The following is a 20,975-nucleotide window of genomic DNA, read 5'->3' on the forward strand; positions in this document are numbered from 1 at the left end:
GGGCCTTGCGGCTCCCCTTTTTCTTTTCGAGAAGAGCATGACCGCAACCATCGGCTGGGACATTGGCGGCGCGCATGTGAAGGCGGCCCGCGCCGAGAACGGGCGCATCGTCGCGGTGACGCAGCGCGCCTGCGCGCCGCATCTGGGCCTCGCGCATCTCGAAGCGCCGATCCGCGAGACCCTCGCCGAACTCGGCCCCGCCGCGCGTCATCGCGTCACCATGACGGCCGAATTGTCAGACGCCTTCGAGGATCGCTCCGCAGGCGTCGTTTCGGTCGCGGCCATCGCCGCGCGCGAGATCGGCGCGGGCGATCTTCTTTTTTACGCGGGCGCGCGCGGCTTCATCCTTCGCAGCTCGGTCGCCGATGCGGCGGAAGCCGTCGCCTCCGCCAATTGGCGCGCCAGCGCCGAGCTTGTCACGCAGCATTGCAGCGACGCGCTGTTCATCGACATGGGCTCGACGACGACGGACCTCGTCCCGATCAGCAATGGCCGCGTCGACGCGCAGGGCGCGACCGACGCCGAACGACTTGCCTGCGGCGAACTTGCCTATGCTGGCTTTTCGCGCGGCGCCCCGCAAGCCTATGCGCGCCTTGCGCCTGTCGGCGGCCAATGGACGCCGCTCGTCAACGAGGCCTTCGCGTCGATGGCTGACGTAAGGCGCGCGCTTGGCGACCTGCAAGAGGGAGATAGCGCGGCCGATCTGTCGCCGACGGCGGATGGAAGGCCGAAAACCGTCGCGGCGTCGCGCGCGCGCCTGGCGCGAGTCGTCGGGCGCGACGGGGCCGAGTTCTCAGACGCTCAGGCTTTTTCTCTCGCCGCATATTTCGCCCGCGCGCAAATGCGCGTCATCGAAGATCAGATCGCATTGCTCGCCTCTCGCAATGCGATTGCGCCCGACGCGTCTTTCATCGGCGCCGGGGTTGGTCGCGCTGTTGCCGAGCGACTCGCGCAGAGGCAGGGCCGCAGCTATCGCGACTTTGCCGCTTTCATCGTTGCTGCATCGGACGAGTTGCGCGTCGCCGCTGCAAATTGCGCGCCGGCCACGGCATTGGCGCTGTTGGCGCTCTAACGCTCGCGCCCCCATCCGGCGCGTCGCGCCACCTTCCCCCGCTTTGCGGGAGAAGGGGTGTTGCGCTGTCCGGGCCCGTGTCCGAGGTTCAATGAACCGGCAATTTGTTCCCTCTCCCGCGAAGCGGGGGAGGGTTGGGGAGGGGGCGATCCCCTACCCCCGCACGTCCGGCGGCGTCGCCTCGTCGCCCAGCAACTTCAGAGCTTCGTCGATCCCCATCTGCGTCTGCTGCTGCGAGCCCAGACGGCGCATGGAAATCGTGCGCTCCGCCGCCTCCTTCTTGCCCGCGACGAGAAGCACCGGAACCTTGGCGAGCGAGTGTTCGCGCACCTTGTAGGTGATCTTCTCGTTGCGCGCGTCGACGTCGACATTCATGCCGAGCTTGCGCGCCGTCGCCGCCACTTCATAGGCGTAGTCGTCCGCCTCCTGCGTGATCGTGCAGATGACGATCTGCAACGGCGAGAGCCACAGCGGCAGATGGCCGGCGTAATGCTCGATCAGATGCCGGTGAAGCGCTCGAGCGAGCCGAACATGGCGCGATGCACCATGACCGGCGTCTTCTTCTCCGCTGTCGGCGTCGATGTAGAACGCACCGAAACGCGGCCGGCAGATTGAAGTCGACCTGCGTCGTGCCGCATTGCCATTCGCGGCCGATGGCGTCGCGCAGCACGTATTCGAGCTTCGGCCCGTAGAACGCGCCTTCGCCTTCCTGGATGCTCGTCTTGAGACCGCGCTTGCCGAGTTCTTCCAGCACGCGCCCAAGCGCCGCTTCCGCCTTGTCCCATGCTCGTCCGAGCCCACGCGCTTTTCCGGCCGCGTCGAGAGCTTCACCACGACGTCGTCGAAGCCGAAGTCGCGATAGATCGTCAGGATGAGATCGTTGATCTTCAGCGCCTCTTCCATGATCTGGTCTTCGGAGCAGAAGATATGCGCGTCGTCCTGCGTGAAGGCGCGCACGCGCATCATGCCGTGCAGCGCGCCGGAAGGCTCGTAGCGATGAACGACGCCGAACTCGGCGATCTTCACCGGCAGATCGCGATAGGACTTCAGGCCGTTCTTGAAGATCTGCACATGGCCGGGGCAGTTCATCGGCTTGATCGCGAAGACGCGCTCGTCCTCCGTCTTGGTGACGAACATGTTCTCGCGATAGGTCTGCCAATGGCCCGACGTCTCCCACAGGGCGCGGTCGAGCACCTGCGGCGTGTTGACTTCCGTATAGCCCGCCGCCTTCTGCTTGCGGCGCATGTAGGCGATCAGCGTCTGGAAAGCGTCCAGCCCTTGGGATGCCAGAAGATCGCGCCCGGCCCTTCTTCCTGGAAATGGAAGAGATCCATCTCGCGCCCGAGGCGGCGATGGTCGCGGCGCTCGGCTTCCTCCAGCCGGTGCAGATAGGCGTCGAGATCCTCCTGCGTCGCCCAGGCCGTGCCGTAGATGCGCGAGAGCATCGGCTTCGTCGAATCGCCGCGCCAATAGGCGCCGGCGACCTTCATCAGCTTGAACGCCGTGCCGACCTTGCCGACCGACGGCAGATGCGGGCCGCGGCAGAGATCGAGCCAGTCGCCCTGCTTGTAGACGGAGAGCGGTTCGTCCGACTTGATGCTGTCGATCAGCTCGCCCTTGAAGGTCTCGCCCTTGGCGATGAACCATGTCTTGGCGTGGTCGCGGTCCCACTCTTCGCGCACGATCGGCGCGTCGCGCGCGATGATCTCCTTCATCTTCTTCTCGATGACCGGCAGGTCCTCGAGCGTGAAGGGCTCGGCGCGATGGAAATCGTAATAAAAGCCATTTTCGATCACGGGGCCGATCGTCACCTGCGTGCCGGGATAAAGCTCCTGCACGGCTTCGGCCAGCACATGGGCCGCGTCGTGGCGGATCAGTTCCAGCGCGCGCGGATCGTCGCGCGAGACGAACTCGATCTTCGCGTCCTTTTTGACGGGCTTCATGAGATCGACGAGCTCGCCGTCGAGCGTCATGGCGACAGTGCGCTTGGCGAGAGAGGGTGAGATGCTCTTGGCGATGTCGAAGCCCGTGACGCCGGGCTCGAACTGACGGGAAGCCCCGTCGGGGAACGTAACCGCAACCATATCGTCGCTCCTGTCGCGCTCAATCGCCGGGACAGGCTCCGTGGCTTAGGGAGCTTGCACGCCCATTGCAGAACGCGCGCGGGGCGCGGATATTTCCCAAAGGCATTTTTGAATAGGTGACATGCACAGATGAAGACGCCTGGACGCCTCGCCTTTTTATGCGCCTCCCTGCTATTCGCCGCCGACCTCCGCGCCGAGCCCGGCCGCTCGGTCGTTCCGATGACGCTGACGCAGGCGGATTTCGGCGGCGGCCGAATCTATCTGCCCATGCGCTTTGGAAACATGATGGGGACGATGCGGCTCGATACGGGCGCCTCCACGACGCGCGTCGCCCTGGCGCCCTGGAACAGGGATCTCGCCGTCATCGGGCAGAGCGACTCCACGGGGGCGTCCGGGCGGACGGTCCGCTGCGACGATGTCGAGGCGAAGAATGTCGAGATCAAAGCCGCTCAGGGAAACGGGATCGCCCGCGCCAAATACGAGGTCGCGCGCTGCGCGGCGAATGACGGCGACGATCTCCTCGGCCTCGATTTCTTCAAGGGCGCGCGCTTTTCGCTTGATTTCACGAAGCGCGAAATGACCTTTTTCGGCGACCCGCCGGTTCATCCGACGCCGTTCCGGTTGATCGGCCCGGAGCAGAAGCTCGTCGGCCTCGCGGTGAAACTAGGCAATACGACCGTCGTCGGGCTCTTCGACACGGGCGCGGAAATCTCCGCCGTGGACCAGAAATTCGTCGACAGCCACAAGGGCCTCTTCACGCTCGTTAAGCGCAAGGGCAAGGCGAGCGAGGCCGGCGGCGCGGCGTTCACGTCGAAGATCTACAGCGTCAAATCGCTCGATCTGGGCGGGGGCCGGGTTCTCAAGGGCGTTTATGCGCTCGCCTATGATTTCGGCGTGTTGCGGGAGGCGCTGGGGCCTCAGACGCCCTTCATTCTCGGCTATAATTTCATCAGCCGGCTGAACTGGACGCTGGATTTGACCCAGCCGAAGGCCCCGGTCTGGGAGGCGCGGGCGAAATAGGCTTTACCTTGCCGGGGGGAGACGTGCCATAAGGGCGCCCAATCCCTTCCCTCCGGCTCTCCCAAAGACATGATCCGCGTCGAAAACGTCAGCAAGCAGAACGGCTCCCAGATCCTTTACATCGAGGCCTCCGCGTCGCTCCTCAAGGGCGAGAAGGTGGGGCTCGTCGGCCCGAACGGCGCCGGCAAATCCACGCTCTTTCGCATGATGGTCGGGCGGGAGCTGCCCGACGAAGGGCAGGTCTCCGTCGATCGCGGCGTGACCATCGGCTATTTCGACCAGGATGTCGGGGAAATGTCGGGCCGCAGCGCCGTGACCGAGGTCATGGACGGCGCCGGACCGGTGAGCGAGGTGGCGGCCGAGCTTAAAGAGCTGGAGGCCGCCATGGCGGACCCCGACCAGGACGACATGGACGCGATCATCGAGCGCTATGGCGAGGTGCAGGGCCGCTTCGAGGAGCTCGACGGCTATGCGCTCGAGGGCCGCGCGCGGGAAGTGCTCGCGGGGCTGAACTTCACGCAGGAGATGATGGACGGCGACGTCGGCGCGCTCTCCGGCGGCTGGAAGATGCGCGTCGCGCTCGCCCGCATTCTCCTCATGCGCCCCGATGTCATGCTGCTCGACGAACCGAGCAACCATCTCGACATTGAAAGCCTCATCTGGCTCGAAGCGTTCCTGAAAGGCTATGAAGGCGCGTTGCTCATGACCTCGCATGACCGCGAGTTCATGAACCGCATCGTCTCCAAGATCATCGAGATCGACGGCGGCTCGCTCACGACCTATTCGGGCGATTACGAATTCTACGAAGCGCAACGCGCGCAAAACGAGAAGCAGATGCAGGCGCAATATGAGCGCCAGCAGGCGATGCTCGCCAAGGAGATCAAATTCATCGAGCGCTTCAAGGCGCGCGCCTCGCATGCCGCGCAGGTGCAGAGCCGCGTGAAGAAACTCGACAAGATCGAGAAGGTGGAGCCGCCGCGCCGCCGCCAGACCATCCTTTTCGAGTTCCGTCCGGCCCCGCGTTCGGGCGACGACGTTGCGACGCTCAAGAGCATTCACAAGAGCTATGGCAGCCGCACCATCTATGAGGGCCTCGATTTCGCCGTGCGCCGCAGGGAGCGCTGGTGCGTGATGGGCGTCAACGGCGCCGGAAAGTCGACGCTGCTGAAGCTCGTCGCCGGCTCCGCGCAGCCCGATGACGGCGCGGTGAATATCGGCGCGAGCGTCAAGATGGGCTATTTCGCGCAGCACGCCATGGACCTGCTGGACGGCGACCGCACGGTGTTCGAGACGCTGGAGGACGCGTTCCCGCAGGCGGGGCAAGGCTCGCTGCGCACGCTCGCGGGCTGCTTCGGCTTCTCGGGAGACGACGCCGAGAAGAAGTGCCGCGTGCTGTCGGGCGGCGAGAAGGCGCGGCTCGTCATGGCGAAGATGCTCTACGATCCGCCGAACTTCCTCGTGCTCGACGAACCGACGAACCATCTCGACCTCGCAACGAAGGAAATGCTCATTACGGCGCTCGGCAATTACGAGGGCGCCATGCTCTTCGTCTCGCATGATCGCCGATTCCTTGCGGCGCTTTCCAATCGCGTGCTGGAGCTGACGCCTGAAGGCGTCCACAAATATGAAGGCGGCTACACGGAATATGTCGCCCGCACCGGCCATGAGGCGCCCGGCCTGCACGGGTGAGCGGGTTAGAGGCGAGCGCTCTCCCCCGCCTTGCCGCCCTCGTGGATCACGAGGTTAGGCGGCCCGGGAGCGTCGGCATGGCGCAGCGTCGGCATTCGCAGTTCGCTTGCGTGAACGATGCGCATCGAGCGAAGAGCCAGGGCGGGCGCCCGTCTTCGCCCGAGCCATGCGGGGTCCTGCGCCGGCGTCAGGGCGCCCAGCATCAGCGCATGCGTCTTTCCAAAGTGACGCAGCGGCAGCAGCAATAATTCCATGTCGAGCGCGGCGCTTTCATGCGCGTCGATATGCGCGCCCGCGACGAGCGGCTCGACTCCGTCCAGGACGGCCGCGATCGCGGAGGAGACCCGGCGGCGATCCTCGGCCTCCCACAGATCGAGGAAGGACCGGCCCTTCTGTTCCGACAGCCAGTAGGCGTTGATCCGCGTGCCGCACATTCTGAACGGGAATTGCCGCAGCCTGTCGATCTGAATGGTGAAGACGTCAGCGAGCAGATGGCGGATCGCCAAAAGGTCGATGTCATTATGTTCCGGCGCAAGACGGGCGCCCTTCAGCCGGCTCCAATAAGAGTAAAGTTCGCGCGTGATCGGCTGCTTCATTCGTGCTCCTGCCCGAGCGAAACCAGGGGCCCGCGCGTCTTCGGCGCATGGTCGCAATGGTTATCAAAGGGTTATCCCGATGCGCGAAGGAGTAAAGTAAACTCCTCATCAGAGGATTAGCAGGATGGTTAAAATTGTTTCCTTCCCGCGAAATTGCGGAGAATAAAAACATTGATTTCCAGCAGCGAATCAGGGGGATGCAGAGCGCGTCGAGGCGTCGGCTCGAGCCGGTCCGCCTTCCAACCTGTCGCTGAGTGAACGAGGCTCGTTAATCTACCCGGACGGCGCAGAAGATGTCGTGCAGCAGGGCGATCATGCGCTTAACCCGGTCATCCGCGAGCGAGTAATAAATGGTCCGGGATTCCCGGCGCGTCTTCACCAGCGCATCCTGCCGCAGTCGCGCAAGATGCTGGGAGAGCGACGACTGGCTGAGCCCAACGGCCTTCTGCAACTGCGTGACGCAGGCTTCGCCCTCGAGCAATTCGCAGAGGATCATCAATCTGTGCGCATTGGCGAGCGCCTTGAGAAATTGTTCGGCCTCTTCCGCCTTGGGAATCAGCGCCTGCAACGATGCGTCTGCGAGCTTGATCGGCGCCGGCCCGCGGCGTGAACGGCCGGCAGTCATGAGAATTTGCGGGCCGACTTCCGGAGGCAATGAACGCATTCCTTTTGCATTTGCTCGCAAGCTCTCTGCGGGCGACGCTTGCGTTCTATCGCGCCGCCACCCTTTAGTCAACTATATCTATAGAATATTGGATTTCGCGCCGGGGCGCTCTTTTCCAGCGCCGGCGCGGACTGCGCCTGCCGCTCCGTCAGCTCCCCACGCCAGAGGGCCGCATAGGCGCCGGCTTGCGCAAGAAGCTGCTCGTGGGCGCCGCGCTCCACGATGCGGCCCGCATCCATCATGAAAATGCGGTCGCAATCAACGACCGAATGCAGCCGGTGCGTGACGAGCACGATCGTGCGGCGGCGTTTCAACCGATGCAGCGTCTCGACGAGCATCTGCTCATTCTGCGGATCGAGCGCGCTCGTCGGCTCGTCGAGAATGAGGAAAGGCGCCGCGCTGAGAAGGGCGCGCGCAATAGCGATGCGCTGGCGCTGTCCGCCGGAGAGATTTGCGCCGCCTTCGCTGAGGATCGTGTCGTAGCGCTTGGGCAGGTCGTCCACGAAATCCGCGGCGCCCGCAAGCGTCGCCGCCGCTTCGATCTCCTCGCGCGAGGCTGAGGGACGCCCATAAGCGATGTTCTCGGCCACGCTCGTGGGCAGCATGAGATTATCCTGCGTCACGAAAGCGAAATGGGCGCGTAGATCGGCGAGCCTCACGTCCCGCGCATCGACGCCGTCGAGCCGCACGGCGCCGCGTGAGGGATCGTGAAAACGCAACATGAGCTTGAGGAGCGAGCTCTTGCCCGTGCCGCTCGGCCCGACGAAGGCTATCATCTCGCCGGGCGCAATCGTCGCCGTGACATCCGACAAAACAAGACGGCCCGGCTCATAGCCAAAGGACACATGATCGAAAACGAGACGGCGCGGGCGCGGCGCGAGGGGACGCGCATTTGGCTTGTCCGCGATCGCTTCGGGCGCGTCCAGCACGAAGAACACGCGGCGTGCGGCGGCCTCGAAGGTACGGATCTTCGAGAAGAACTCGGCGAGCCATTTCAACGGATCCCAGAGCTTGCGCAAATAGTCCATGAAGACGATGAGCGCGCCGACGGTCATGCCGTCGGGAACGGGCGCCAGAAACTGGTCGCGATAAACGAGCCAGCCGCCATAGCCGAGGATGAAGGCGGAGCCGATGGAAAGGATCGTGTCGCGCGCGAGGGGATAGAGCTGCTCCTGCCAATTGAGGCGCAGCACGGCCTTCACGCTGCGCGACACGGCCTCGTCGAAACGTTGAAACTCGCAAGGCTCGCGCCGGAACGCCTGCGAGAGCGGCACGCGCGTCATCGCCTGCTGGATATGCGCGGTGAGCTCGGCGTCGATCTGCTTCGACTCGAGCGCGCGTTGATGAATGCGCAGCCCGAAGCGCCAATTGCTCCACAATATGAGCGGCGCGACGGCGAAGGCCGCGACCGTAAGCCCGACATTGCGAGAGAGCATGATTGCGGTCATCACGGTAAGCGTCACCGACGCGACAGAGGTGCCGATGGTGATGTCGACGATGCCCCACGGCCCGAAAGCGTCGGTGGTGAGGCGATAAAGGGAATCGCCTAGTGGCCGCGACTGGTGATAGGCGAGATCCAGTCGCTGCAGCTTGCCAAAGAGATTCGCGCGCACGCGCGTCGTGCCCCAGGCGCTCAGATAGGCGTTGATCATCATGCGCGCCATCCACGCCGCGTAGCCGACGACCTGGAAGGCCAGGCCGATGAGCACGAGGCCCATGATTTGCCCCGGCTTGTCCGGCGGCAGCACGGCCAGGAAATAATGATGCAGCCAGCCGGTCCTCGGCTCGTGCGTGAGAACGGTGTCGACGAGAATGGCGAGCGGCCATGCTTCGAGAAGGCCCACCGCGACGGAAACGCCAATCAGCGCGACAAGCGTCGCGATCCAGCGCCAATCAGCCGAGAAATAATAAAAGGCTCGCTCATAGACCGTACGCAGCGCACCGGCGCGGAGTCGATTACGATCGAGCCGCGCATCCGTGGGGCTCATGCCCTTTCAACGCATGGGAGACGAAAAAGGTCGCGGCCAAGAGCGCGCCAAACATGCTGGCCGCGGGAGAAAAAACACCACTGGCGAAAGCGTCGCGCGCCTCTTTGCGGGATGAACGCCCGGTTACGTATTCGTACTTACTTCCCATGCTCAGCGGGCAACCGATCTAGCGCTGATCTTCGATGGTTTGGCGAGTGCGACCGGCGTTTCAGCAGCTGAAGCGCCGGCGCCGCGACACCCAGAAGGAAGGCTGCTCGGCTTGGACAAAGCGCTGGCCGGCAAGCAGCCATCGAGGACCGGAACATGCGCTCGGGCGTTCGTTTCGGCAGGGGACAAGAGAACCGGCCCCGAACTTCCAGCGCAGTTTGTAACGGGAGGTCACAATGGCCCGCCAGCATGGCACAGAACAGGAAAAAGGCACGCAGAAGCCCAAAGGCACGATGACGGTGCAGGAAGCCGGCAAGATGGGCGGCGAGATCCGCAAGGAAGAGCTCGGCCCGGAAGGCTATTCCGAGATCGGGAAGATGGGCGGCGAGGTCCGCAAGGAGCAGCTCGGCCACGAGGGCTATTCCGAGATGGGCAAGAAGGGCGGCGAAGCGCGCAAGGAGCAGCTCGGCCCGGAAGGCTATTCCGAGATGGGCAAGATGGGCGGCGAAGCGCGCAAGGAGCAGCTCGGCCCGGAAGGCTATTCGGAGCTCGGCCATAAGGGCGGCCAGCGCGTGAAGCAGCTTATCGAAGAAGGCAAGCGCGCCGAGGGCGGCGGCGAAGGCTCCAAGATGAGCGAGGACGAAGAGAGCGAAGGCGGCGAGAGCCGCGGACGCAGCAAGCCGCGCCACTGACAGCTCCTCGCATGAAAGGAGGCAAACATGGCGCAGAAACAAACCGAGCAGGAAAAGCCGCCGGCGCGGCCGGGGCAGATGACCGTCGAGGAAGCGGGACGGCTCGGCGGCCATAAGGGCGGCCAGCGCGTGAAGCAGCTTGTCGAAGAAGGCAAGCGCGCCGAGCGGGCGGATGGCGGCGAAGAAATCGAAAATGCCAACGACGAAGAAGAAGAGGACGGCGAGGCCTGATTGAGCTTCGTCGCGAAAGGTAAGAAACGATGCCACAGAAACAGACAGGATCGCAGGGCGGCAAATCGGGCGCGAAAGGGCCGATGACCGTCAAGGAAGCCGGCAAGATGGGCGGCGAAATCCGTAAGGAAGAGCTGGGTCCCGAGGGCTATTCCGAGCTCGGCCACAAGGGCGGGCAGCGCGTGAAGGAGCTCATCGAGGAAGGCAAGCGCGCCGAGAGCGGCGGCTCTTCCGGCAAGGGCAAGAAGCACTAGAGCGGAGGATCGCATGCCTCGGACGACCGAAAACACGGGCGAGGGACGCGGCAGCGGCCATAAGGGCCCTGCAAAGGGCTTCGCCTTCGGCGTCGCCTCGGTGACGCAGGCGCTGCACGGGACGAGCTTCCCGATCTCGAAAGAGGACCTGATCCGCCAGCACGGCAAGGAGGAGGTCAACTGGACGAAGGACAGTTCCGAAAGTCTGGGCGACATTCTCCGCGACGTGGACAAGGACGAGTTCCTCTCCGTCGCCGACGTCGCTTCGGCCGTTTCCGAAGCGCATCGCGAAGAGGCGAGCGACGACGACGAAGAGTGAATCGTCGCTAAAAGACCGTCGACCAGAGGGGGGTCGGCGGGGCTTCGATACAGTCCTGATGTCTTAGGGGAGGAAAAGCCGCTATTCTGGCCGCCAAATTGCGTGAAAACGCGACGACCAGGAAAGAACTCTCATGTCGAACCCGCTGACGGCGCCTTGGACGGCGCCTTTTGGACTGCCCCCCTTCGGCGAGATCAAGCCCGAACATTTTCGCCCCGCCTTCCAAACAGCGCTGGCGCGGCACCGGACCGAAATCGACGCCATCGCGCAAAACCCCGCCGAACCGGATTTCGCGAACACGATCGAGGCGCTCGAACGCGCCGGGAGCCTCCTGACCGACGTGGGCTCGGTTTTCTGGAACCTGACCGCCACCGACACCAATCCCGAGATGCAGGATATCGAGCGCGACATGGCCGCCGCGCTCTCGCGCCATTCCAGCGAAATTTCCATGAACCCTGTGCTGTTTCGCCGGGTCGAAACGCTTTACGCGAAACGCGACAGTCTCGGTCTCGCCCCGGAGCAAGCCCGCGTTCTGGAGCTCACCTACAAGAATTTCGTCCGCGCCGGCGCGAAGCTGAACGAGACGGACAAGGCGCGCATGACGGAGATATTGGAGCGGCTCGCCGGCCTCTCCACGCGCTTCTCGCAGAACGTTCTCGCGGACGAATCCTCCTGGCTTCTGCTTCTGGACGAGAGCGATCTCGACGGGCTTTCGGCAGACTTCCGCGCGGCGGCCGCGCGCGTCGCCGCCGAGCGCGGCTCGCCCGGCAAATACGCCGTGACGCTCGCGCGATCGAGCGCGGAGATTTTTCTTCAGAGCTCCGAACGGCGCGATCTGCGCGAGATCGTTTTCAGGGCCTGGGCGAGCCGGGGCGAGAATGGCGGCGATACCGACAATCGCGCGATCATTCGTGAAATCCTGTCTCTGCGCGAAGAGCGCGCACGGCTTCTCGGCTTCGAAACCTTCGCCGATTACAAGCTGGACGACACGATGGCGAAGACGCCGGGCGCCGTACGCGATCTTCTCGATCGCGTCTGGACGCCGGCGCTGGCGCGCGCCGCCGAAGAGCGCGCGCATATCCAGGCGATGGTCGAGAAGGAAGGCGCTAATTTCACCGTCGCCGCACATGACTGGCGTTATTACGCCGAGCGCGTGCGCAAGAACCTTTACGATCTCGATCAGGCTTCGCTGCGCCCCTACTTCCAGCTCGAAAAGATCATGGCGGCGGCCTTCGACGTCGCCGGGAAGCTCTTCGGCCTGCGTTTCGTCGAGCAGAAGGGCCTGAAGCTCTATCACCCCGACGTGCGCGCCTTCGAGGTTCTCGACACCGACGGAAGACATGTCGCGCTGTTTCTCGCCGATTATTTCGCGCGGCCGTCGAAGCGCAGCGGCGCCTGGATGTCGGATTTCCGATCGCAGCAAAAGCTCGATGGCGAGGTGCGTCCGATCATCGTCAATGTGATGAACTTCACCAAGGGAGCCGACGGCGCGCCGGCCTTGCTGAGCCTCGACGACGCACGCACGCTCTTCCATGAGTTTGGTCACGGACTGCATGGGATGCTCTCGGACGTGACCTATCCGCTCGTTGCGGGAACCAATGTTGCGCGCGATTTCGTGGAGCTGCCTTCGCAGCTATATGAACATTGGCTATTGGAGCCGGTCGTGTTGCGGGAATATGCGCTGCACGCCGAAACGGGCGCCCCCATGCCCGACGACCTTCTCGAGCGCATCGTCGCCTCGCGCCATTTCAACCAGGGCTTCGCGACAGTCGAATTCTGCGCCTCGGCCTATGTCGATCTGGACGTTCACGACCGCAGCGCGGCCAGCGTCGACGCCAGCGCCTTTGAGGCGGAAGCGCTGTCGCGTCTCGCCATGCCGCAGGAAATTGTGATGCGGCACCGGCTCCCGCATTTCAGCCACATCTTCTCCGGCGACGGCTACTCCGCCGGCTATTACAGCTATCTGTGGGCCGAGGTGCTGGACGCCGACGCCTTCGAGGCCTTCAAGGAGAAGGGCGATCCCTTCGCGCCCGACGTGGCGACGCGGCTCAAGGATTTTATCTACGCAGCGGGCGGCGCGCGGGATGCGGCAGAGGCGTATGCGGCTTTTCGCGGCAGAATGCCGACGGTCGAACCCCTGCTGCGCCAGCGGGGCTTTGCGCCTGCGCAAGCCTGACGCCCAAACGCCATCTCTCGCGCGCGTCGCGAGAGATGGCGGCGGCCTCATGGCAAAGAAGCGCAGGCGTGCGAGATGTTCGAGTATCCGAGCTGGACCACATATTCGGACGAGGTCAATGGGATCGAAAACTGAGTCCCGTTGCAGATGTCGCCAATTTCACTCCCCCCGGCGTTGACGAAGCCGTTGGAAATATCTGGATTGGTGACGGCCCCGAAGAGGTCGTGCCCGAGAATGCGCAGCGTCGCATCCTGGATCACGCTGTGCCCAGAGCGCGAGACGAAGTAGTTCGAGCACTCATTGACAGCCTGATACGGCTCGACAGTGTAAATCACATGGCCCAAATCGGGGAAGTCGATGGCGCCATGATAGCCGCAGAACACAAATGTGCTCGTGTTGCCCGGAGAGTAGCACTTGCTGTCATCGGGAGCGTCGAAGCATGTCGCCTGGCCGTTCGGCAGGAGGATATGAAAGATTTTGTCGTACCCCCCTGTGAGGCTCCCCGCCACCATGGCTGCATGGAGGGAGGAAGTCAGGTCACTCTCGTAAAGGATGGGCGCGGCCGGCGTCGTGACGTTGAAAGGCGCGATGGGCGCAACGGGATAACGGCCATTGGCGGTCGAGCCAGTATATTGGTCCAGAATGTGAATGAAATCGCTGGCGTTGAGGTCGGCAAGCGAGGCGGCGGGTCCCGGCGTTCCCCAGCAATCCCCGGCGGCGCAATTGACGAAGACCAGATATTGTGTGGCGCTCTGAATGAAGGGCCCCCCTGACGTCGCCAGATCGGCTTTGAAGGGAGATGGCGTCCCCAGATTTTGCGTCAGCCTCCCGAGGAGCGCCAACGAACCGACTGTGCGGGCCGAGGGCGGATAGGCCTTCATTTTCTCATGGGTCGGAAAGAAATGCGCGCCGTAATTTGTGGCTGTTTGCGCGGCTTGCCGGTCGCTCTCACTGACCGCCACCGGCGCACAGGACGCTGCGACGCTCCAGAAAACTGCCGCCGCGGCGATAATTCTAGTTGCAATTTTCAGAGCCATTGGCGTGTCTCGCTCCGCGGGTTTCCTCGAATGTCCGATGCGCTCGGCTGATCCAACTCGAATGGGTTTCTCACTGGCGACTTGCCGTGAAAATATTCCAGAAAGAATCGGCGGAGTTGCCCTTCAGGTAGTTTGTGGAAGTGGAGTAAAACTGAAACCAATCGCCATAGACGCCGCCGATGGATACGGAGCGATCCAGGAACATGACGGCGCCGCCGCCGACGCCATCGCCGAGCGCGCCGAATCCGCCGGCGTAGTTCTGATTCGCCGTCGTTTGGCTGACGACCACCCGCGTCATGCCCGTCGACCGGTTGACGGCGTCCGACACGGACATGACGCCGTAGTTCCCGTTGGAACTGGCGTCGCTGCCGTACATCGTCATGTCGACGCCAAACGGAGCAGACGTCGCATTCATGCCGACGACATGGATGCCGATGAGCGCATTGTTCTGCGCCACGACCTGACTGAAATTCGCCTTCACGACGGCGGCGCTCGCGGGATTGACGAGAATCCCGAACTGCGCGTTGTTCGAGGCGCTGGATTTCAGAACGGCGAGCTTGACCGTGCCTGCGGTGGGCTGGACGACGACGCCGGTCCTCGCGAAGTTGCCGATGCGGCAGTTCACGATGTCGAGCGAGGCGCCGCTGTTGAACAACACCCCGTAGTGACCCGTCCTGACGCCGTCGATGGACAGGCCACGGAGGTGAACGGCGTCGTTAGCGCCGGCGTTGATCGTGATGGCGGCGCCGCCTGCCGCGCCCTGCTGGACGCTCGCCGTCCCGGCGCCGTCATTGACGATGCTGACAGCCATCGTGATCGTCACCGGCGCGAAGCCGGCGGGATCGAGAACGTCGATCTCCCCCCCGGGAGCGACGATATTGTTGTCCAGCACGTATTTGATCTGACGACACGGGGATGTGGGCGCGCCACACCCTGCCCCGTCGGCGCCCTTGCTCGAAACCCATGCGCGGCTAAGCGCGGCTTCGGCAAGGCCGGGAAAGGCGAAGGACAGCGCAACGGCCCCCGCCGCCGAGGCGATTCTGAATGCTTTCAGATGGCTCATGACGACCTCTCGAAGCGCGGCAAACAGGCGGCTTTTCGGGTTGGAGCGACAGGGATTCGCGGGAACCGGATTATTGAGCCGGGTCAGCCGTGAGCCCCGCCGTCGCCGAGTTGTTCGCGCTGAGACTGTTGTCGCCGAGCGAATAGGCGGTTCCGCCCGTTATGTTCACGCCGATCGCGTTGCCGGCGGCGACGGAGTGGCTCAAGCGCAGAACGCTATTGGCGCCGACGTTAAAGCCGGCTCCGACATTGCCGCTTGCGATGGATCTCGTCGCAACGAGAGTCGCGAGGGATTGACCAGCCCCCGACAACACGGCAAAGCCCGCTCCGCCATTGTTGGACGCGTTTGAATCCGCAACGGTGATCATGACGCCCGCTGAAGAGGCTGCGGCGCTGCCGTCGAGCGAAAATGCGTTCGCGCCGTTATTGATCAAGGTCGAACGCAAGACCGAGCCGATCAAGGCGCCGCCCGGCGACAGCTTGACGCCCGACGCGGCGATATCCGAAACGAGGCTGTCGATGAGGTTGAACTTCACCGCGGCGTTGGTCGTGACGTTGACGCCTGCCGTCGTGAAATGCCGGATGACGCAATTGACGACGTCGAGCGAGGCGCCGGACGTAAAGCTCACGCCATTGGCGGCGACTCCGAGTCCTTCAATGCTCAATCCACGCAGCATGATCGGCGCGTTCGCGGGAGCCGTGATCGTGATGGCGTTGCCGCCCGGGCTGCTTTGCTGAATGCTCGCCGTGCCGACGCCGTCATTCACGATGCTCAAGGCCGTGGCGATCGTGAAAGGGGCGAAGCCGGTGGGATCGAGAATGTTGATTTCGCCGCCGGCCGCGACGATGCCGTTTGTGATGGCGTAATTTATCTGGCGACAAGGAGAAACCAGCGCGCCGCAACTGGGCTGATCGAGGCCTTTACCGGACACCCAAACGCGATTTAACGCCGCCTCGGCTGGAGTCCCGCCAAATGCGAGCGAGAGGGAGACGCCCGCGAGAAGGGAAGGCCATTTTAGCTTCATCATGTCGCCCGCTCCAAGCAAAGAGCTGAAAATTCGTGCAGCAATCGACCGCTCGAGTGACGGCCTCAAGGCCAATTCGTAGCAAACAACTTTTCTAATTGGCAACACCAGAAGCGATTTAACGTAAAAGTTACCCGCTTCATTTCTTCATGCCTTTGAGATAAATGGCAAAATCACATCGACAGAGCTCGCTATACTTAAGTTGCAGCTCGTTTCACAGGAGAGTCTTCTCGATGAAAATAGCTATTCGAATTTTCGCCTGCGCACTTTTCCCCCATATCGCCGCAGCCGCGGAGATATCGGCGCATCGCTTTGATGAGTTGAAAATGAATTGCGACACCTGTCACGGCGTGGGCGGCGTTTCGGTCGTACCTGACCAGACGCCGTCGATCGCCGGCAAGAGCGAGCGCCTTCTCGTCGCCCAGCTAAAGGCGTTTCGCGCGGGCAAGCGGCGTCACGACACGATGGGATTTATGGGCGGCACGATGTCCGACGAAGAAATTGCGGCGATCGCACGCTATTACGCGCGATCGAAGCGCTGACCTTTCTCGTCCTGCAAGAGAAGCTCGAGGCGATTGCCCCCGGCGCCGTGCGCGAGCATCTGCCCAACGCGCTCCGCGATCGCCTCCGCCGCACTGAGCGGCGGCGTTCCCTGTTCGTAGATGTTGGAGATCACCGAATATTCATATCGGCTGACCGCGTTACGCGACCCTGTCTCTTCGTCCTGAACGCGAAGGGCGAGATAGGCGGACATGCTGCGCGACGAGATGGCGTCGCCGCCCGGTCGCTCGCCGATGAGCGTCACGATGATTTTGGATCCAGTCGCCTCGCCCACGGATTCGGCGAGCTTCACGCGCCCATTGGGCGCCAGGAGCGGCGTCGCGACGCGCAGGCCGCGTTGCGACAGCAAGTCCAGCAGCGCAGGCAGCAGTTGCGGAATATTGTGATGGATCGCCTCTGCGCTCAGCCCATCCGAGACAAGGATGCGCACATCGGCGCCGTCCGGCTTCAGCTCGCTTAGCGACTCGAGATCGAGAAGCGCGCCGAGCTCCGGCGCCGCGAGATGCTCGGCCTTCGTCGCCGCGCGCGTGCGAACGGTCCGCAGCGGCGCCGGCCCGAGCTTGTGCGGCGACAGTTCGGCGTAGATCGCTTCGCGCGCCAACGCCAGATTGGCGCGCGTCCTTCGTGACACGGCGTTGGCGGGACGCGGCCCTGCATTCTCCCAGCCATGGGCGATCGGCAGCTTGCCGCACAGCTCCCCGAGTTCCGCGTCGGATTCGCAAAAGATGCGCGGGTTCCCCCAATTCGCTCCGCGTCTCAAGCGTCCGGCGCAATCCCGTTCGAAAATCCCCCGCGCAATCGCCCAGTCGGTAAACTCCGGCGCCGGCTCGCGCGCGAAAATTTCGCGCAGCGTCTGATCGTCATGTCCGGACGTGTCGAAATAGGCGAGCATGCGGTCGACGCCGAGATAGACGTCCATGAAATAATTGGCGCCCGCCGCCGTCAGCAATTGCGCGGCGATCTGCTGGCCCTCGGGCGTGATCTCGGAATGCAGCGTGTAACAAGGCGCCATGCCCATCGGCAGGCCCATGAGCTTGCCCATGAAATGATCCTGAAGATTCGACAGGATCATTTCCATATTGCTGCGATGCGTCTCCGGCCCGATGAAGCCCGTGACATTGTTGACCATGAAGGGATCGTAGCGGCGCGCCAGCGCATAGCAGAGCGCTTCCGTCGTCGTCATGTCGATGCCGTTATGCTTGCCGTAGCTCAGTTCGCTGCCCTGGCCGGTTTCAAAATACATGAATTGCCCGGCTGTCTCGCGCAGCGGGCCGCGCTCGGCCATGATGCGATAAGCGCGGTCGAGCAGTTCCACATCGCAGTCGAACTCTTCGCCGAGCGTTCGCTGCGTGCCCGCGAGGCTCTGAAACATGATTTCGACCGGCGCGCCATGCTCGAGACAGGCGAGCTGCGTGCGGATGTGCGAGAGAACGCAAATCTGCGTCGGCGCGCCTGTGCGCCGGCGCAACGCATCGATATGACGCAAAAGCGTCGTCGTGTTCTCGATCGTGTCGAGCGCCGGGTTGATCCCGATGAGCGCATCCCCGGCGCCGAGGCTCAAGCCGGTGTAAACCAGCAGCGTCACCGCCGAGAGATCGTCCGTCGGATGGTTTGGTTGCAGCCGAGACGAGAGCGTTCCCGGCAAGCCGACCGTCGTGCGGGCGGTCGCCGCGCGCGCGAGCTTGCGGCTTGCAAGGATGAGCTCGTGCACATCCATGATCTTCGCGATCGCCGCGACCGTCACGGCCGTCAGTCCGCGCGCAAAGCTCGAGACCTCGTCCCCCGAGCGATCGAGGATTAAATCCTTCGCCGCCCCAAGCGTCAGATGCGCGTGCTTCTCGAAGATGTCGCGGTCAATGTCATAGCTCACGCGCATGACGTCATCCACGCGGCCATCGTCATCGACGAGCGGCGTGTCGTAAACTTCCTGAAGCGTCAGATCGGAAAGGATGGCGCGGGCCGCTTCCCGCTCGACCTCGCTTTTGGCGGCGAGGCGCGCCAGCCGGTCACCGGCCTTGTCGATATCCGCCGCGCCGAGCAGACGCTTGAGCCCGACGAATTCGAAGCGCCTGTCGAAAAGCGAGATCTCGTAAAGCCGATCCGGCTTCGGCGCCGGCGTCAGAATCTCCGAGAGTCGCCTGAGCGCCGCCATGTCGATCCCCTCCGAACAACTGAGCCATTGTAAGATAGGTGCGCCGCTCGCGTTTGGAAAACCGCTAGGCGGCGGCCGTCGAAAAGCCGCGCCGGGCCGTTGCGGCCGGCAGTATCGCCTTTTCCCTCAGCAGCACTTCGAATGCGTCGCTCAAGGCCAGGCCGCCCCAGTCGTCGCCCTTATCCTTTCCGCGCGTCCAGTAGATATCCCAAGCGTTGAACCAACCATTCGCCTCCAGGGCGTCGGACATCATTTCCGGCGTGAAAACGAAGCCCTCATGCATTTGCCGCTCCCATGCCTGACGCGGAAAAAGATCGACGCCCCGCTGGTCGTCACCTGCTTAATTAGGCGGGGAAGCGGCCGGCGCAGCGCTCAGCGCGCGAAGAAGCAGCTCGAAGCGGGTTCGCGTCAGAATGCGCTTCGCATGATCGCCAGACCGGCGAAAGCGGCGCTGATTGCGCCCAGCGCGGAGGCGAGAACGTAGGCGCAAGCGGCAAGCGTCTCCCCTCTTTCATAGAAAAGGACGACGTCGAGCGAGAAGGTCGAAAAAGTCGTAAATCCCCCCAGAAATCCAGTGGTGAGAAAAAGCCGCCAGTGCTGCGACGCATGTCCGGCGAAGGCGAAATAGCCAACGACCATGCCCATCATCAAAGAGCCTGCGACGTTGATGGACATGGTGACAAGCGGCGACATGAGTCCAAGGCGCATCCCGACGACGCCCAGGCCGTGACGCGCGGCCGCGCCGATCCCCCCTCCCACGAAAACAATGAGGAAATTCATCAAGGATAGGCTCGCCTGTCTTGCCGTCGCCGGCGCTTCGCGCCTTCTATAGACTGGCGCGGCCCGATATCCTGACGAGGCCGGGGCCATGCCTTCTCGTTTTCAAGGTGACGATATGATTCGGGGTAAGACCGCGCTGGTGACGGGTTCCACGAGCGGGATCGGCCTTGCCGTCCTGCAGGCTCTCGCCGCGCAGGGCGCGAATGTCGCGATGAACGGCTCGCGCCCGGCCGAGGAGGCAGAGGAAGCGCGTAGGCGGATCGAGGCCGACTATAGCGTCGAGGCGCTCTACTTCCCGGCGGATATGAGTTCCCCTTTGGAAATCGCGCAAATGATTGCGCGCGCCGAACAGGCATTCGGCTCCGTCGATATCCTCGTCAACAATGCTGGCGTGCAATTCGTGGCGCCGATCGAGGATTTCCCCGTCGAGAAGTGGGATCAGATCATCGCCGTCAATTTGTCGTCCGCGTTCCACGCCATCCGCGCGGTCGCGCCGGGGATGAAGAGCCGCAAATGGGGGCGCATCATCAACATCGCCTCGGCCCACGCGCTTGTCGCATCTCCCTTCAAATCCGCCTATGTCGCGGCGAAACACGGCGTTGCGGGGCTGACCAAGGCCGTCGCGCTCGAAATGGCCCAGGACGGCGTGACGGCGAACGCCATCGCGCCCGGCTATGTATGGACGCCGCTCGTCGAGCGGCAAATTCCGGGCACGATGCGCGCCCGCGACATGACACGGGAGCAGGTCATCGAAGAGGTGCTGCTCAAGGCGCAGCCGACGCGGGAGTTCGTGACGGTCGAACAGGTCGCGGCGCTCGCCGTCTTTCTCGCATCGGACGATGCGCGCGGAATCACGGGGGCCATTCTGTCGATGGATGGCGGCTGGACGGCGCAGTGACCACTGAACAAGCGCGCACCACCAGCCGTAGAGACTTCCGACAGAGCGCGAGCGATAGCAAAACGTCAATCTGACCGGCGCCGCAACTATATCGACCTGAATCTCAACTATTAATCAAGCCAAAATGCAAGAGTATTCAGTATACATGCAATTTTTCTTACGCATTATTTGAATTTACCAGCAACCTTTCCTCGGGAAGGAGCGTTAACCTTGGCGAGCGGCATAACCAATGGCGTCGTAACAAACATTTGCGTGCTTTAGCTCGGGAGCAATCGCCATGCGGGGTTTCCACGACTGTGGCCGTCGGTTCGACCCTGAGTGTTTCATGCCCCCCGACACCTATCTCCAAAGCTGAACGGGGCGCCGCCGATCATCGGCGGCGCCCTTCGGCTTTCGTGCGTCGCGCGCCAAGAAAACGACAAGCCTCTTTTCGATGACGATGCTCGCAATCCTCATTGCCTGAATTTTTGGAGATGGAAACGCCTCAACCCTGCCAGACCAAAGATGCGTCGAAACCAGAAGCCTCGA

Annotated in this window: 19 protein-coding genes and 1 pseudogene; 10 read left to right on the forward strand and 10 right to left on the reverse strand. The window is 63.2% G+C overall.

The window, feature by feature from the left end:
- Positions 1–37 precede the first annotated feature (37 nt).
- Positions 38–1,072 carry a hydantoinase/oxoprolinase family protein gene (locus ACPFMJ_RS08610; protein ID WP_424363398.1) on the forward strand — a complete coding sequence of 345 codons (1,035 nt, stop codon included), beginning with the start codon at positions 38–40 and terminating at the stop codon, positions 1,070–1,072.
- 153 nt (positions 1,073–1,225) lie between these two features.
- On the opposite strand, the pseudogene thrS reads toward ACPFMJ_RS08610, so the two are convergent.
- Positions 1,226–3,156 (reverse strand): annotated as a pseudogene (gene thrS / locus ACPFMJ_RS08615) (threonine--tRNA ligase).
- Positions 3,157–3,285: 129 nt separating this feature from the next.
- On the opposite strand from thrS, the gene ACPFMJ_RS08620 reads away from it, so the two are divergent.
- Positions 3,286–4,176 (forward strand): retropepsin-like aspartic protease, encoded by an 891-nt coding sequence (locus ACPFMJ_RS08620; RefSeq protein WP_424363399.1) that lies wholly within the window; start codon positions 3,286–3,288, stop codon positions 4,174–4,176.
- 69 nt (positions 4,177–4,245) lie between these two features.
- Complete coding sequence (locus ACPFMJ_RS08625) at positions 4,246–5,865, forward strand: ABC-F family ATP-binding cassette domain-containing protein (RefSeq protein ID WP_424363400.1); 1,620 nt, start codon at positions 4,246–4,248, stop codon at positions 5,863–5,865.
- Positions 5,866–5,870: 5 nt separating this feature from the next.
- Here the strand turns inward: ACPFMJ_RS08625 and ACPFMJ_RS08630 are convergent, their stop codons facing one another.
- The 3 genes from ACPFMJ_RS08630 to ACPFMJ_RS08640 all read right to left on the reverse strand — a co-directional run bounded on the left by ACPFMJ_RS08630 (position 5,871) and on the right by ACPFMJ_RS08640 (position 9,113).
- Positions 5,871–6,461 (reverse strand): PAS domain-containing protein, encoded by a 591-nt coding sequence (locus ACPFMJ_RS08630; RefSeq protein WP_424363401.1) that lies wholly within the window; start codon positions 6,459–6,461, stop codon positions 5,871–5,873.
- A 268-nt stretch (positions 6,462–6,729) separates the two neighbouring features.
- Positions 6,730–7,125: an ArsR/SmtB family transcription factor gene (locus ACPFMJ_RS08635; RefSeq protein WP_424363402.1), complete on the reverse strand. Its 396-nt coding sequence runs from the start codon at positions 7,123–7,125 to the stop codon at positions 6,730–6,732.
- A gap of 68 nt (positions 7,126–7,193) precedes the next feature.
- Entirely contained in the window at positions 7,194–9,113 is a 1,920-nt protein-coding gene (locus tag ACPFMJ_RS08640) for an ABC transporter ATP-binding protein (RefSeq protein ID WP_424363403.1), read from the reverse strand.
- Positions 9,114–9,496: 383 nt separating this feature from the next.
- On the opposite strand from ACPFMJ_RS08640, the gene ACPFMJ_RS08645 reads away from it, so the two are divergent.
- The 5 genes from ACPFMJ_RS08645 to ACPFMJ_RS08665 all read left to right on the forward strand — a co-directional run bounded on the left by ACPFMJ_RS08645 (position 9,497) and on the right by ACPFMJ_RS08665 (position 12,932).
- The gene (locus ACPFMJ_RS08645) at positions 9,497–9,952 is read left to right on the forward strand and encodes a KGG domain-containing protein (RefSeq protein WP_424363404.1); all 456 of its coding nucleotides are present in this window, start codon (positions 9,497–9,499) and stop codon (positions 9,950–9,952) included.
- Between the two features lie 27 nt (positions 9,953–9,979).
- Positions 9,980–10,183: a hypothetical protein gene (locus ACPFMJ_RS08650; protein ID WP_424363405.1), complete on the forward strand. Its 204-nt coding sequence runs from the start codon at positions 9,980–9,982 to the stop codon at positions 10,181–10,183.
- A 29-nt stretch (positions 10,184–10,212) separates the two neighbouring features.
- Complete coding sequence (locus ACPFMJ_RS08655) at positions 10,213–10,437, forward strand: hypothetical protein (RefSeq protein WP_424363406.1); 225 nt, start codon at positions 10,213–10,215, stop codon at positions 10,435–10,437.
- 13 nt (positions 10,438–10,450) lie between these two features.
- Positions 10,451–10,756, forward strand: coding sequence for a hypothetical protein (locus ACPFMJ_RS08660; protein WP_424363407.1), 306 nt, complete (start codon positions 10,451–10,453; stop codon positions 10,754–10,756).
- Positions 10,757–10,889: 133 nt separating this feature from the next.
- Entirely contained in the window at positions 10,890–12,932 is a 2,043-nt protein-coding gene (locus tag ACPFMJ_RS08665) for a M3 family metallopeptidase (protein ID WP_424363408.1), read from the forward strand.
- A gap of 47 nt (positions 12,933–12,979) precedes the next feature.
- Here the strand turns inward: ACPFMJ_RS08665 and ACPFMJ_RS08670 are convergent, their stop codons facing one another.
- The 3 genes from ACPFMJ_RS08670 to ACPFMJ_RS08680 form a co-directional block, all read right to left on the reverse strand.
- Entirely contained in the window at positions 12,980–13,969 is a 990-nt protein-coding gene (locus ACPFMJ_RS08670; protein WP_424363409.1) for a hypothetical protein, read from the reverse strand.
- 70 nt (positions 13,970–14,039) lie between these two features.
- Positions 14,040–15,032 carry a hypothetical protein gene (locus ACPFMJ_RS08675; protein ID WP_424363410.1) on the reverse strand — a complete coding sequence of 331 codons (993 nt, stop codon included), beginning with the start codon at positions 15,030–15,032 and terminating at the stop codon, positions 14,040–14,042.
- A 70-nt stretch (positions 15,033–15,102) separates the two neighbouring features.
- Entirely contained in the window at positions 15,103–16,059 is a 957-nt protein-coding gene (locus ACPFMJ_RS08680; protein ID WP_424363411.1) for a hypothetical protein, read from the reverse strand.
- A gap of 230 nt (positions 16,060–16,289) precedes the next feature.
- On the opposite strand from ACPFMJ_RS08680, the gene ACPFMJ_RS08685 reads away from it, so the two are divergent.
- Positions 16,290–16,598 (forward strand): c-type cytochrome, encoded by a 309-nt coding sequence (locus ACPFMJ_RS08685; RefSeq protein ID WP_424363412.1) that lies wholly within the window; start codon positions 16,290–16,292, stop codon positions 16,596–16,598.
- On the opposite strand, the gene eutB is transcribed toward ACPFMJ_RS08685, so the two are convergent.
- The 3 genes from eutB to crcB all read right to left on the reverse strand — a co-directional run bounded on the left by eutB (position 16,577) and on the right by crcB (position 19,549).
- Positions 16,577–18,769: an ethanolamine ammonia-lyase subunit EutB gene (gene eutB, locus ACPFMJ_RS08690; RefSeq protein WP_424363413.1), complete on the reverse strand. Its 2,193-nt coding sequence runs from the start codon at positions 18,767–18,769 to the stop codon at positions 16,577–16,579. The genes ACPFMJ_RS08685 and eutB overlap by 22 nt on opposite strands.
- 64 nt (positions 18,770–18,833) lie before the next feature.
- A complete protein-coding gene (locus ACPFMJ_RS08695; RefSeq protein ID WP_424363414.1) occupies positions 18,834–19,052 on the reverse strand; it encodes a hypothetical protein in 219 nt (72 codons plus the stop codon).
- A gap of 125 nt (positions 19,053–19,177) precedes the next feature.
- Positions 19,178–19,549, reverse strand: a complete 372-nt coding sequence (crcB, locus tag ACPFMJ_RS08700; protein WP_424363415.1) for a fluoride efflux transporter CrcB — start codon at positions 19,547–19,549, stop codon at positions 19,178–19,180.
- 115 nt (positions 19,550–19,664) lie between these two features.
- On the opposite strand from crcB, the gene ACPFMJ_RS08705 reads away from it, so the two are divergent.
- On the forward strand, positions 19,665–20,447 hold the full coding sequence (locus ACPFMJ_RS08705) for a 3-hydroxybutyrate dehydrogenase (RefSeq protein ID WP_424363416.1): 783 nt from the start codon (positions 19,665–19,667) through the stop codon (positions 20,445–20,447).
- Positions 20,448–20,975: the final 528 nt, after the last annotated feature.

It is taken from the genome of Methylocystis parvus (genome assembly GCF_049675845.1).
GTDB lineage: Bacteria > Pseudomonadota > Alphaproteobacteria > Rhizobiales > Beijerinckiaceae > Methylocystis > Methylocystis parvus_A.

What these genes read in the sequence shown, in the direction of transcription:
- ACPFMJ_RS08610 (WP_424363398.1), top strand. Translation starts at nt 38, where the DNA reads ATGACCGCAACCATCGGCTGGGACATTGGCGGCGCGCATGTGAAGGCG.
- ACPFMJ_RS08620 (WP_424363399.1), top strand. Translation starts at nt 3,286, where the DNA reads ATGAAGACGCCTGGACGCCTCGCCTTTTTATGCGCCTCCCTGCTATTC.
- ACPFMJ_RS08625 (WP_424363400.1), top strand. Translation starts at nt 4,246, where the DNA reads ATGATCCGCGTCGAAAACGTCAGCAAGCAGAACGGCTCCCAGATCCTT.
- ACPFMJ_RS08630 (WP_424363401.1), bottom strand. Translation starts at nt 6,461, where the DNA reads ATGAAGCAGCCGATCACGCGCGAACTTTACTCTTATTGGAGCCGGCTG.
- ACPFMJ_RS08635 (WP_424363402.1), bottom strand. Translation starts at nt 7,125, where the DNA reads ATGCGTTCATTGCCTCCGGAAGTCGGCCCGCAAATTCTCATGACTGCC.
- ACPFMJ_RS08640 (WP_424363403.1), bottom strand. Translation starts at nt 9,113, where the DNA reads ATGAGCCCCACGGATGCGCGGCTCGATCGTAATCGACTCCGCGCCGGT.
- ACPFMJ_RS08645 (WP_424363404.1), top strand. Translation starts at nt 9,497, where the DNA reads ATGGCCCGCCAGCATGGCACAGAACAGGAAAAAGGCACGCAGAAGCCC.
- ACPFMJ_RS08650 (WP_424363405.1), top strand. Translation starts at nt 9,980, where the DNA reads ATGGCGCAGAAACAAACCGAGCAGGAAAAGCCGCCGGCGCGGCCGGGG.
- ACPFMJ_RS08655 (WP_424363406.1), top strand. Translation starts at nt 10,213, where the DNA reads ATGCCACAGAAACAGACAGGATCGCAGGGCGGCAAATCGGGCGCGAAA.
- ACPFMJ_RS08660 (WP_424363407.1), top strand. Translation starts at nt 10,451, where the DNA reads ATGCCTCGGACGACCGAAAACACGGGCGAGGGACGCGGCAGCGGCCAT.
- ACPFMJ_RS08665 (WP_424363408.1), top strand. Translation starts at nt 10,890, where the DNA reads ATGTCGAACCCGCTGACGGCGCCTTGGACGGCGCCTTTTGGACTGCCC.
- ACPFMJ_RS08670 (WP_424363409.1), bottom strand. Translation starts at nt 13,969, where the DNA reads ATGGCTCTGAAAATTGCAACTAGAATTATCGCCGCGGCGGCAGTTTTC.
- ACPFMJ_RS08675 (WP_424363410.1), bottom strand. Translation starts at nt 15,032, where the DNA reads ATGAGCCATCTGAAAGCATTCAGAATCGCCTCGGCGGCGGGGGCCGTT.
- ACPFMJ_RS08680 (WP_424363411.1), bottom strand. Translation starts at nt 16,059, where the DNA reads ATGATGAAGCTAAAATGGCCTTCCCTTCTCGCGGGCGTCTCCCTCTCG.
- ACPFMJ_RS08685 (WP_424363412.1), top strand. Translation starts at nt 16,290, where the DNA reads ATGAAAATAGCTATTCGAATTTTCGCCTGCGCACTTTTCCCCCATATC.
- eutB (WP_424363413.1), bottom strand. Translation starts at nt 18,769, where the DNA reads ATGGCGGCGCTCAGGCGACTCTCGGAGATTCTGACGCCGGCGCCGAAG.
- ACPFMJ_RS08695 (WP_424363414.1), bottom strand. Translation starts at nt 19,052, where the DNA reads ATGCATGAGGGCTTCGTTTTCACGCCGGAAATGATGTCCGACGCCCTG.
- crcB (WP_424363415.1), bottom strand. Translation starts at nt 19,549, where the DNA reads ATGAATTTCCTCATTGTTTTCGTGGGAGGGGGGATCGGCGCGGCCGCG.
- ACPFMJ_RS08705 (WP_424363416.1), top strand. Translation starts at nt 19,665, where the DNA reads ATGATTCGGGGTAAGACCGCGCTGGTGACGGGTTCCACGAGCGGGATC.